The organism is Enterobacter sp. ODB01 (assembly GCF_001623605.1).
In the GTDB taxonomy this organism is placed as follows: domain Bacteria; phylum Pseudomonadota; class Gammaproteobacteria; order Enterobacterales; family Enterobacteriaceae; genus Enterobacter; species Enterobacter kobei.
In genome coordinates, this window is the sequence record NZ_CP015227.1 from 3038707 (window position 1) to 3050651 (window position 11945).

General features: G+C 55.4%; 11 protein-coding genes. 3 read left to right on the forward strand and 8 right to left on the reverse strand.

The window, feature by feature from the left end:
- Positions 1–35 precede the first annotated feature (35 nt).
- From uspE to A4308_RS14530, 7 genes are all read right to left on the reverse strand, one after another.
- Complete coding sequence (uspE, locus tag A4308_RS14500; protein WP_014883603.1) at positions 36–986, reverse strand: universal stress protein UspE; 951 nt, start codon at positions 984–986, stop codon at positions 36–38.
- A gap of 109 nt (positions 987–1095) precedes the next feature.
- Positions 1096–1278 (reverse strand): hypothetical protein, encoded by a 183-nt coding sequence (locus A4308_RS14505; protein ID WP_014883604.1) that lies wholly within the window; start codon positions 1276–1278, stop codon positions 1096–1098.
- A gap of 146 nt (positions 1279–1424) precedes the next feature.
- Entirely contained in the window at positions 1425–2177 is a 753-nt protein-coding gene (fnr, locus tag A4308_RS14510; RefSeq protein WP_006174991.1) for a fumarate/nitrate reduction transcriptional regulator Fnr, read from the reverse strand.
- 183 nt (positions 2178–2360) lie between these two features.
- Positions 2361–2876 carry a methylated-DNA--[protein]-cysteine S-methyltransferase gene (gene ogt, locus A4308_RS14515; protein WP_014883605.1) on the reverse strand — a complete coding sequence of 172 codons (516 nt, stop codon included), beginning with the start codon at positions 2874–2876 and terminating at the stop codon, positions 2361–2363.
- Positions 2877–2886: 10 nt separating this feature from the next.
- A complete protein-coding gene (abgT, locus tag A4308_RS14520) occupies positions 2887–4413 on the reverse strand; it encodes a p-aminobenzoyl-glutamate transporter (RefSeq protein WP_063308645.1) in 1527 nt (508 codons plus the stop codon).
- A 41-nt stretch (positions 4414–4454) separates the two neighbouring features.
- Positions 4455–5900, reverse strand: a complete 1446-nt coding sequence (locus tag A4308_RS14525) for a M20 family metallopeptidase (RefSeq protein ID WP_023330271.1) — start codon at positions 5898–5900, stop codon at positions 4455–4457.
- Positions 5900–7210: a M20 family metallo-hydrolase gene (locus A4308_RS14530; protein ID WP_023330272.1), complete on the reverse strand. Its 1311-nt coding sequence runs from the start codon at positions 7208–7210 to the stop codon at positions 5900–5902. The genes A4308_RS14525 and A4308_RS14530 overlap by 1 nt, the downstream gene beginning before the upstream one ends.
- 175 nt (positions 7211–7385) lie before the next feature.
- Here A4308_RS14530 and A4308_RS14535 point away from each other — a divergent pair, with 175 nt between their 5' ends.
- A complete protein-coding gene (locus A4308_RS14535; RefSeq protein ID WP_014883609.1) occupies positions 7386–8309 on the forward strand; it encodes a LysR family transcriptional regulator in 924 nt (307 codons plus the stop codon).
- 340 nt (positions 8310–8649) lie between these two features.
- Positions 8650–9213: a DNA endonuclease SmrA gene (gene smrA / locus A4308_RS14540; RefSeq protein ID WP_023330274.1), complete on the forward strand. Its 564-nt coding sequence runs from the start codon at positions 8650–8652 to the stop codon at positions 9211–9213.
- 38 nt (positions 9214–9251) lie between these two features.
- Here smrA and tcp read toward each other — a convergent pair whose 3' ends face one another.
- On the reverse strand, positions 9252–10913 hold the full coding sequence (tcp, locus tag A4308_RS14545) for a methyl-accepting chemotaxis citrate transducer (protein ID WP_023337207.1): 1662 nt from the start codon (positions 10911–10913) through the stop codon (positions 9252–9254).
- Between the two features lie 144 nt (positions 10914–11057).
- On the opposite strand from tcp, the gene A4308_RS14550 reads away from it, so the two are divergent.
- A complete protein-coding gene (locus tag A4308_RS14550) occupies positions 11058–11936 on the forward strand; it encodes an aldo/keto reductase family oxidoreductase (RefSeq protein WP_045282033.1) in 879 nt (292 codons plus the stop codon).
- Positions 11937–11945 lie beyond the last annotated feature (9 nt).

Below are 11945 nucleotides of genomic sequence, written 5' to 3' on the forward strand. Positions count from 1 at the left end.
AAAGCCCGCCGGAGCGGCGGGCTGACAGGGTTATATTAATCGTCTTCCGGATCGTCCAGCTCAATCGGCGTCTGGAACTCATCTGGCTTAATGACCAGCAGGTCACAGCGCAGATGGTCGATCACCTGTTCGGCGGTATTGCCGAGGAACGCGGCAGAAATACCGGTCCGGCCAATGGTCCCCAGGACCACAATCCCGGCCTGCAAATGTTCTGCTAAATCCGGGATCACCTCTTCAGGCAGCCCTTTCTCTACGTGCGTCATGTTCTCGTCAATGCTGAACTTCTGGCGCAGCGCTTTCATGGCCAGCAAATGCTGGCCGCGAATGGCGTCGTTATAGACGCTGGGGTCAAATTCAGGCAACTCAATGGCGATATTGATTGGGGTGACTGGATAGGCGCCCACCAGATGCACTTCAGTGTGATTGACCTGGTCAGCGAGCTGGATGGTTTCCTTCACCAGCTTCTCGTTGAGTGAATTATGATAATCCTCTTCGCTGGCGAGGTTTACCGCCACTACGGCTTTCCCGCCCTCCGGCCACGGCTGGTCTTTCACCATCCAGACCGGGCAAGGGCATTTACGCAGCAAGTGCCAGTCGGTTGGGGTGAAGATCACGGATTCCAGCTTGTCGTGCTGGTGCGCCATCTTCAGCAGCAGGTCGTGTCCACCGGCAACGACTTCCTGGATAATGGCTTCAAAAGGTCGGTTATGCCAGACCACTTTGATATCAATAGGAACCCCCGCTTCAAGGTAATACTTCGCCTGTTCACGGATCCACGCGGTACGCTGACTGATGACGCCCTGACGCATAGCGGTGCGCTCGTCAGGCGACAGAAGGGTGGTCATCTCATACGAGAAGTCATAGATCGGCAAAAACGCTTTGATTTTGCCGCCAATCCGTTGATGTAGATACACAGCACGTCGTAATGCCGGCTGATCGTCCTGATTAGGATCGATAGCTACCAGCATGTTTTGATACTTGGCCATACAGGTCTCCTTACTACTGTCACCACAGTCTGTAAGTAAAAGAGTAACCTATATATCCTGAATGAAACAGAGGAGAGCTTTTGTCAGATCAATAATTCATGAAAATTTATCAGAGGAAAAGCACCGTGGTTGTCACCGCGATAAAAGCAATAAACAGCAGCACCATCACCGCTATTGCAAACGTCGTGGAGTCCTGCACGTAGGTTTTTTCCTCCCCCTTCATTGGGCCGACAAGCATGATCCAGATGAAGATAAAGGTCACTGAGGCAATCACGACTGAAACGAAAAACAAACTTTCTCTCAATTCATAACCTCAACGACAACCTTTCAGGCGCTGTGTGGGGATGTGCTACGGTGAAGACGGCTTAAAGCGGAAGTGATTATACCAGACTAATAAATCATGTGAATTTATCAGTCTGGTGATCAACATGCGGAGAGTTATGCCACGTTGCGGGCATGACCGGCAAGCACGGCCAGTGCTTCACCGTTTTCGATAGTGATGTATTTACCCTTAACGGCCAGCATCCCGCTTTTCTGGAAACGACCCAGCAGACGGCTGATGGTTTCCACGGTCAGGCCCAGGTAGTTACCGATATCACCACGGGTCATGGTCAGACGGAATTCGCGCGGCGAGAAACCCCGTTCGGCGAAGCGGCGGGAGAGGTTGTAGATAAACGCGGCCAGGCGCTCTTCTGCATTCTTTTTAGAAAGCAGCAGAATCATGTCCTGATCGCCTTTGATCTCACCGCTCATCAGACGCATCATCTGCTGACGCAGGTTAGGCATCTTACCGGACAGGTCGTCCAGCGTTTCAAACGGGATTTCGCAAACCATAGAGGTTTCAAGCGCCTGAGCAAAGCTCGGGTGATGGCCTGTGCCGATGGCATCAAAGCCCACCAGGTCACCCGCCAGATGGAAGCCGGTGATCTGCTCATCACCCTGTTCGGTGATGGTATAGCTCTTGATGGTGCCAGAGCGGATAGCATAGAGCGATTTCAGTTCGTCTCCGGCTTTAAACAGCGTCTGCCCTTTCTGAATAGGCTTTTTGCGCTCGATGATATTATCAAGCTGATCGAGTTCATGCTCATTCAGGGTAAACGGGATACAGAGCTGGCTGATGCTGCAATCCTGGCAATGGATAGCACAACCGCCAGACTGAATGCGTCGTATAATTCGCTTTTCCGGGATCATAGGTTTGCTCAAGCCTTAATTGATATTGGTCAATTTTAACATCTTTTTGGTAAGTACGTAAGCCTGACAAACCATCAATAAGGACAAGAGACGACAATGTGTCGCCATCTTCTTGAAATTCCACAGCTTGATTATGGATTTTTAGCCTAACCGGTAGAAAATTAAGCACAAAAAGCCTGGGATCTACAGCAGAAGATATCCTTCGTGACGCAGCAACCACTCCTTGCGCTGCACGCCACCGGCATAGCCGGTCAGGGTACCGTTGCGTCCGATGACGCGATGGCAGGGAACGACAATGCTAACAGGATTAGAGCCATTGGCGGCCCCCACCGCCCGCGCGGCGCCTGCGCGGCCCAGCTGCTCCGCGAGCTGACCGTAATGCATGACCTGCCCGCAGGGAATGGCCCGCAGCGCCTGCCACACTTCACGCTGGAAAGGGGTGCCAGCCGTGGCGGTGGGGAGTGTATCGATGATGCTGAGATCGCCCTCGAAGTACGCCGCAAGCTTATCGCTCAGCCCACCCGGATTGGTGGCGCGGATACGTTCAAAACCTTGCGCCCGATAATGAATGTTCAGCAGCTCTTCCATGCGGTCGCTGTGCTCTTCCCATTCAACGGCGCGCAGACAAGACTGCTCGTCCGCGATCACCCACAGCGGCCCAAGCGGCGTCGCAATTTTATCTTCGAGTAATCTCAGCATCCTCATTCCTTTAGTTCAGCCTCGGGTAGATCCCCGGCCCAATCGGCAGGTCGACAAGATACCATGCCACCAGCATCACCAGCCATACCCCTAAAAAGATAAGCGGGTAGGGCAAAACCAGCGAATAGTAGGTACCCAGTTTTGCCTCGGGTTTATAGCGCTGCAGAAAGCCTAAAAACAGCGGGACAAACGGCGAAACCGGTGCAAGCGGGATCACTGACGAATCGGCGATGCGGAACAGGATCTGCGCAAACGCCGGATGGAAGCCCAGCATCATAAACATCGGCACGAAGATCGGGGCCAGAATCGACCAGATGGCGGAGCCGCTGGCGATGAACATGCACAGCAGGGACGACAATAGCGCCAGGCCGACAAACGCCGGTACGCCGCTTAATCCGGCAGCTTCCAGCGCGTCGGTCAGGCCCACGGCCATAAACTTGCCCATGTTGCTCCAGTTAAACATCGCCACAAACTGCGCCAGCGGGAACACCATGACGATAAAACCCGCCATCTCTTTCATCGGTTCGATCATCAGCTGCGGCAGATCGCCCTGACGGCGAATTTTGCCGGTGGCGATACCATAAGCGAGCGAAACGACAAAGAAGAAGAGAATGATCAGCGGCACAATACCCTGTATAAACGGCGAGGGCAGGACGGTATGTTTAACTGGATCGCGCAGAATACCGTTTTCCGGCACCACCATCAGCGCGACCATGGCGATGAATACCAGCGAGACAATACCGGCCACGCGCAGGCCGAATTTCTGCTCTTTGCTCAGCGTCTCCAGCGTTTCATCGCTACGGCCTTCCCATTTGCCCAGACGCGGCTCGATGATCTTGTCGGTAATCAGCCCGCCGACAATCGTCAGAACAATCACTGAGCTGGCCATAAAGTACCAGTTGTCGATTACGCTGACGTGCATTGCTGCGTCAATGGTTTTCGCCGCCTCCGTGCTGATGCCCGAGAGCAATACGTCAGTGGTGACAATCAGCAGGTTGGCGGTAAATCCGCAGCCGACACCCGCAATTGCCGACAGCAGGCCCGCCACCGGGTGCCGCCCGACGGCGAGGAAGATCAACGCCCCCATTGGCGGCATGATCACCAGCGCGGCGTCGGAGGAGATATGGCTGAAGAAGGCGATAAACAGCACCATATAGCTGGCGTAACGTGCGCTGACGTGGGATGCCATTTTTACCATCAATGCAGGCAGCAAACCCACGCGCTCTGCCAGCCCGGCCCCTAATACCAGTGCCAGAATGGCGCCCAGCGGGGCGAAGCCGCTGAAGTTTTTGATGACGTTAGGTAAAAACCAGTGCAGCCCGTCAACGCTGAGCAGGTTTTTCACCGCCACCAGGCTGCCATCGGCCGGACTTCGCACGCTCACGTCAAAGGCGGAGAGCACGGCGGTGGCAACCATCAAAATGACAATCAGATAGATAAACAGCAGGAAAGGGTGTGGCACTTTATTGCCGATCCTTTCAACCCAGCCATAGAGCTTACCGGATGGGGAATGCGAAGGTATGGATGACATACTCATGGGCGTTCCTCGGGAGTGTTGTGTTGTTGTGTTGTGTTTTTTTATTTTAAAGGTGACGGTGTCACGCCCTGTGGGATCGGACACACGTACGGTTTTTCTTGTATTTGTTGTTCGAACTCTTCACGACATTTTTTTAGCAGGGCTGCATCCTGCAGCAGATTCAGTGCCGTGGCGCCCATGACTTTCCCGGCCAGCAGCATGCCTTTGTGAGCAATGGAGGTTCGCCCCTGTGCCACCAGTTGCCAGGTATGCAGCGGCGTTCCCACGGTAAAGCAGGGGCTGAAGCACTGGGCGACCGGCATTTTCCAGCTGACGTCACCCACATCCGTTGAACCCGCCAGCACGTTATCGGTAATGGCATAGGGCGCAATCTCATCCACCAGGAGTGTCTCCTGATGACGGCGGGCAAAGGCTTTACCGGCGTCTCCGCCCGTGGCGGCTATATTTTTGAGGCTGTTCTGCAGGTCGTTGGACGTGAGCGTAGCGCGGATCTCACGGGCAAAGTCGCGCTCTTCAGCAGTCCACGCCGGCGTGCCGTAGTGTTGTAACGCCCGATACATTGCCGCCTCAAGCGTGCGGTTCGGCAGGTAGCTGGAGCAAGCTTTATCAAAGCGACACTCCACGGTGGTTTCGGTCATCATTGCCGCGCCCTGGGCGATTTTCTCAATGCGTTCGTAGATCTGCTGCGCATCGGCCATCTCCGGGGCGCGGATCAGGTACAGCACTTCGGCCTGGGCCTGCACCACGTTGGGCGAAATCCCGCCGGTATCGGTGATGGCGTAATGGACACGCGCTTTCTCAATGATGTGTTCATTAAGGAAGTTGGTGCCGGTCGTCATCAGCGTCACGGCATCCAGCGCGCTGCGCCCCAGATGAGGGGAGTTGGCCGCATGCGCCGCCACGCCGTGAAAACGCCAGGCGGCCTGAATATTGGCCAGGGTGCTGACGTTAAACATGCCGGCAAAGGCTTCCGGGTGCCAGGTGACGGCGGCATCGACGTCATCAAACAGTCCTTCCCGCACCATAAAGGTTTTGCCGGAGCCGCCTTCTTCCCCGGGGCAGCCGTAAAAACGCACCGTTCCGCTACCGCCATGCTGTTCAAGCCAGCTTTTTACCGCCACCGCACCGGCCAGCGCCGCGGTGCCCAGGAGGTTATGCCCGCAGCCGTGACCATTCGCTCCCGGCGTGGCGGATTGCGCGGTTGCACAATGCGCCTGCTGGCTTAGCCCGGCCAGCGCATCGTATTCACCGAGCAGGGCGATAACCGGTTTCCCACTGCCGTAGCTCGCAATAAAAGCGTTTGGAATACCGCCCGCCTCGCGAGTCAACGTAAAGCCTTCGGCCTCCAGCGCGCCGGCGAGTCGTTCGGCGGACCAAAATTCTTCAAAGCGGGTTTCAGGGTGATCCCAGATGGCATCGGCTATATCGGTTAGCGTCTGACATCGCGTATCGATGGCATCGGCAATAAAAGCGTAGTTCTCCTGCATTACACACCTCGCGTCCACGGAAAATTGAGCGCAGTCCGCGCCAGCGTTTCGATGGCGATAGCCATAACCTGTTCATCGAAGTCGAATTTTTCGTTGTGATGGCCGGCGCTCAAATCCGTGCCGAATACCATATACGACGCCATGCCGCCGTTTTGCTGCACGCGGGCCATCATCAGCGTGGCGTCTTCGGAGCCGGCGGGGGCTTTGACCTTATCGATAGCGCGATCAATGCCGGAAACCTGGCTCGCCTGTTCGCGCAGATAATCAACCCAGGCCGGTGTGGGCGCGCTGGAGGTGGCGGCCCCCATCAGACGCATCTCCGCCTTCACGCCGTAGAGTGCGGCCGCCCCGGTAATGACGGCCTGCGCGCGTTCAAAGACATACTGATTTATGGCTTCGCTTTCCCCGCGGGTTTCCACTTTGATGAGCGCATTCGCGGGCACCACGTTGCGGCCGCTTCCGGCCTGCATGACCCCGACGTTGACGCGGGAAGCCCCTTCACTGTGCGGTGCGATGCTGTGTAAGGCGAGAGCGGCCTGCGCGGCGGCGAGCAGGGCGTTTCGCCCATCCTCCGGTTTTCCGCCTGCGTGTGCGGCAACGCCCGTAAAATTCACGTCGAACTTGGTGGTCGCCATAAAGTTATCGCTGCCGCAGATCGCCGTTCCGGCAGGCACGCCGGTACCGATATGGATGGCAGTAAAATAGTCCACGCCATCCAGCGCCCCGGCGGCAACCATAGCGCGTGCGCCGCGCGTCCCTTCTTCGGCAGGCTGAAAGATGAGCCTGATGGTGCCGTTGAGCTGCGCTTCATTCTGCTTAAGCACCTGCGCCAGTCCCAGACCAATGGTGGTATGGCCGTCATGCGCGCAGGCGTGCATCATTCCCGGGTTGCAGGAGGCAAAACCGTCGCGGAACGGGCGATGGCTGTTGTCCTGCGCTTCGCTTAAATCAAGGGCATCCATGTCTACGCGAAACGCCAGGGTTGGCCCCGGGCGGCCAGTCTTAAGGGTCGCCACAATGCCGGTAAATCCGCCTTCAAACGGTGCCAGCCATTTTTCGGGGGCGCCTTGCGCACGCGCTCGGGCAAATTCTCGCGCCAGCGTTGCGTCATCGGGCAATCCCATTCGGCTTTCGGCATCCACCACATCACGGCCCATCGCCAGTTCGTACCCCAGCGAATCAAGAATTTCAGCGACTTTCGCTGCAGTTCTAAACTCTACCCAGCCGGATTCCGCAAAATGGTGAAAATCGCGACGCCACGCGCTCAGCTGCGGCGTTAATGTCTGGATGTACTGCGCCAGTGTGTCCATATCTCTTCCCGTCATCATTAAAAAATGTGAACTGCTTCACGCTGTGATAGTTTTTAATTATCACTAACCGATTTTTCACAGTTTTAACCGTTCAGGAATTACCCTCGCATATCCCTTTCCATTAAAGTAGATGACAGTTTCTTTACTCTGATAAACAACGGTTATCGGTCGGGCTATGACATTTCAGATTAAATTTCATCAAATCCGGGCGTTTGTTGAAGTCGCGCGTCAGGGCAGTATTCGCGGTGCCAGCAGGACGCTGAATCTTTCGCAGCCAGCGCTGACCAAATCGATCAAAGAGCTGGAAGAGGGTATGGCGGCACAGCTTTTTGTGCGCCGGAGTAAAGGTGTTGCCTTGACCGAGTGTGGCGAGGGCTTCTACCAGCGCGCCAGACTGATTCTGGAAGAGTTGCGTGCGGCGCAGGATGATATTCGCCAGCGGCAGGGGGAACTGGCCGGGCAGATCAATATCGGGATGGGCGCCAGCGTTTCACGCAGCCTGATGCCCGCCGTTATTACGCGCTTTCATGCACAACACCCCCAGGTCAAGGTGCGGATTATGGAAGGGCAGCTGGTGTCGATGATCAATGAATTACGCCAGGGTGAGCTGGATTTCACCATTAACACCTATTATCAGGGGCCTTACGACCATGAATTTACGTTCGAAAAGTTGTTTGAAAAACCGTTTGCGGTATTTTGCCGGGAAGGGCATCCGGCGACAGGGGCAACATCCATTAATGAACTTTTGCATTATAACTGGACAATGCCGACGCCGCGGGGAAGCTATTATAAGCAATTAGAAGATCTATTTCGCCACCGCTCGCAAATACCGCGAATTGGGGTGGTGTGTGAAACATTTTCGTCCTGTATAAGCTTGGTTGCGCAAAGTGATTTTTTAAGTATCCTGCCGCAGGAGTTGGGCTCTGACCCGCTTCTGGCGCACCGTCTCGTCATTCTGCCGGTTGTCGAATCGCTTCCAAAAGCCGCGTATTATTTAATTCAGCGACGTGATTCACGTCAGACACCTCTTGCCGAATCCTTAATTACGCAATTCAGAAGGGAAGCGAGAAAAATAGACGCAGCGGAAAATTCAAAATAAAAAAACAGAGTCTGCCCGACATCAGACAGACCCTACAGTACACACAGCAGTACGTCCTTTTGCCAGTCCTGAGTATTATTTCCATGGGGCAGGTTTATTTAGTTATAACACCTTTTCCGAAAAAAGACAGGTTGACGAGTGATTGATTTCACGAATTTTTAACGTAAATCACTTATTTTACCTTCACTGAAGTTTTAGTTAAGTCTGGTTTAAGTGCGTATCACCCTTATTATATATTCGCCGGGTAAATATATATGCCGTGAGTGGGCCGCTGACGGTTATTGAGACACATGTCTGGCACAGGTATAGTACCTCCCTCAGAAGTAGCCGGAGGATCCCCATGAACCCTGACGACAAATCACTTTTTCTTGACGCCATGGAGGATGTCCAGCCCATGAAGCGCTGCTCGGATATCCACTGGCAGCCGATGAGAAACGCACGGGCGCGGCAGGAGATGGATACTGAACAGCTGGACAACTTTCTGACGCTGGGGTTTCTGGAACTCCTGCCCCTTGAAGAACCGCTGACGTTCCAGCGCGAAGGGGTACAGCAGGGCGTTATAGAGAAGCTGCGTTCGGGGAAATACGACCGACAGGCCAGCTTAAACCTGTTGCGTCAGCCCGCCGAACGCTGCCGACAGATGCTGTATTCTTTTATCAGTCAGGCCCGTCGTGACGGATTACGTAACCTGATCATCATTCACGGGAAAGGGCGCGAACAGAATTCGCATCCCAATGTGGTGCGCAGCTATCTGGCACGCTGGTTAACTGAGTTCGAGGAAGTGCAGGCTTTCTGCGTGGCGCTGCCGCATCACGGCGGCAGCGGGGCATGTTACGTTTCACTGCGGAAATCCGATGAAGCGAAACAGGAGAACTGGGAACGGCACGCCAAGCGCAGCCGTTAAGGCGGTTTTCGCGGGCGAGGCGATCGCCCGCCTGTGACTCAGAAGGTTTCCCAGTGACTGTCAGGCGTGGCGTTAGCCGTTGCCGGACGCAGTAGCTGCGGCGTTTTCACATTTGCCGGACGTGAGGCGACTGCGTGTTCTTTTCCGTTCAGACGAAACGCGGCCACAGCCTGACGCAGCTGTTCGGACTGATCTTCCAGTGCCGCCGCCGCCGTCGCGGACTGCTGCACCAGCGCGGCGTTTTGCTGCGTCACGCTGTCCATTTGCGAAACGGCCAGGCTCACCTGTTCAATACCGCGGCTCTGCTCATCGGAGGCCGACGAAATCTCACCCATGATATCGGTTACGCGGGTCACGGCGGCGACAATCTCCTTCATGGTCGCGCCCGCTTCGCTAACCTGCTCAGAACCGGTATTCACCCGGCTGACGGAGTTCTCGATAAGCCCTTTGATCTCTTTCGCCGCCTGTGCACTGCGGCTCGCCAGCGTACGGACTTCGCCTGCGACGACCGCAAAACCACGCCCCTGTTCCCCGGCGCGTGCGGCTTCTACCGCGGCGTTAAGCGCCAGAATATTGGTCTGGAACGCGATGCTGTCAATCACGCCAGTAATGTGGGCAATCTGCTGGGAACTGTCGGCAATTTCGGTCATGGTGCGAACCACGTTATCCACGACGTGGCCACCACGTGCTGCGGTTTCAGAGGCATTCTTCGCCAGTAACGTAGCCTGACGGGCGTTATCGGAGTTCTGTTTAACCGTCGCGGTCAGCTCTTCCATGCTGGCGGCCGTCTCTTCGAGCGAGGCGGCCTGCTCTTCGGTGCGAGCGGAAAGATCGTTGCTGCCTGCGGCAATTTCACCTGCGCCGGTGTAGATGGAGTCGGTACTGCCGCGCACGGCGCTGACGGTAGTCACCAGAGATTGTTGCATCTCATGCAGGCCTGCGGCCAGTTGACCCATTTCATTGCGGCCAGAGAGCGCGATATTCTGCGTCAGGTCGCCCCCCGCAATGGCGCGAATATGGTTCATAATGGTGTTGAGTGGTTTTAACAGCAGGTGTTGTAACCCCTGCCAGATGACCACCAGCACGGCGATAACGGCCAGGAAAATGACTGCCAGCGTCCACTGCATTTGCGTAAAGCTGCTTTGGTTCTCTTCGGTTGCCGCTTTCAGCAGCGTGTTGTTTTCGGCGCGCCAGCGGTTGTAGACCGCTTCCATATCATCCTGTGCCTGCTGAGCATCCAGATCGCCATAGGCCTGGTAGTTGTCGGCGCGAAGATACTGAATCGACAAACGCATGACCTCATGCATCTGATTCCAGGATTTTTGCATCTCGTCAGTTAACGCCGCATTCTGGCCGTTAACCTGCGGCAGTTTCTGCCACGCTTTGTTATAGGTTTCTGCTTTAGCCAGCGAGTTACTTGCGGTATCAAGCAGTTTGTTGATCGCGGCAAGGGAAGCCGGATCGCGCTGGTTTTTCAGGTAGCGGATCGCCACGCGGGTCACGGTGACGCGCGTTTTTACCAGCGTGTTTACGCTGTCGCTCAGATTTTCCTGCTGGGCATTGAGCACGCCGGAGTTCTGGAAGTTATGGCGATCGTTGCTGACGGCGGAGTAGAACAACCCTCCCGTGACAACTTGCAGCAGACAGAATATGGTGAGGGCAAAGATAATACCGGTAATCACGTGCAGATTTTTCAGCATAGCGGTCGTCCGTTAGAGAAGAGGCAGAGGTACACCAATACTATCGTCGTATAGAATTTAAACTTTAATTTAACTCGCGCTTAACGAAGGGCTCCGGTCAGGAACCTGTTGTAAATCCGGATCATTTTTATGAGGAAGGTCAACATGAGCAGCATTGATAAAAGCGGGACGTACGCGCTCGGTACGCGGACGGTTAAACGACTGGGGTACGGCGCGATGCAGCTTGCCGGACCGGGCGTATTTGGCCCTCCGAAAGATAAAAATGCCGCGCTGGAGGTGTTACGCGAAGCCGTGGCGGCGGGGGTGAATCATATTGATACCAGCGATTTTTATGGTCCCCATGTGACCAATCAGCTGATCCGCGAGGCGCTTCATCCGTACCGGGACGATCTCACTATCGTCACCAAGATCGGGGCCCGCCGCAACGATAAAGGTGCCTGGCTGCCGGCCTTTTCCGCGCAGGAGCTGACTCAGGCGGTGCATGATAACCTGCGTAATCTGCAGGTGGATGTACTGGATGTGGTGAATCTGCGGATCATGTTTAGCGCTCACGGCCCGGCAGAAGGATCGATTGCTGAACCGCTTTCCACCCTCGCAGAGTTACAGCAGCAAGGGCTGGTACGCCACATTGGTCTGAGCAATGTCACGGTCACTCAGATTGCGGAAGCGCAGAAGATGGTGCCTGTTGTCTGCGTGCAGAACATGTACAACATAGTGAACCGCGGCGACGATGCGCTGGTGGATTTACTGGCGCAGCAGGGGATTGCCTATGTGCCGTTTTTCCCATTGGGCGGCTTTACGCCACTGCAATCCAGCGATCTGCAGGCCGTCGCGGATTCCCTTGGCGCAACCGCGATGCAGGTTGCGCTGGCATGGCTGCTGCAACGTTCCCCGAATATTCTGCTGATCCCCGGCACCTCTTCCGTGGCGCATCTGCGGCAAAATCTCGCAGCAGGAGAACTGCAACTGCCGCCTGACGCTCTGGAAACGCTGAATACGCTGGTAGGCCGATCGTTGAACTAAATCCGTTCA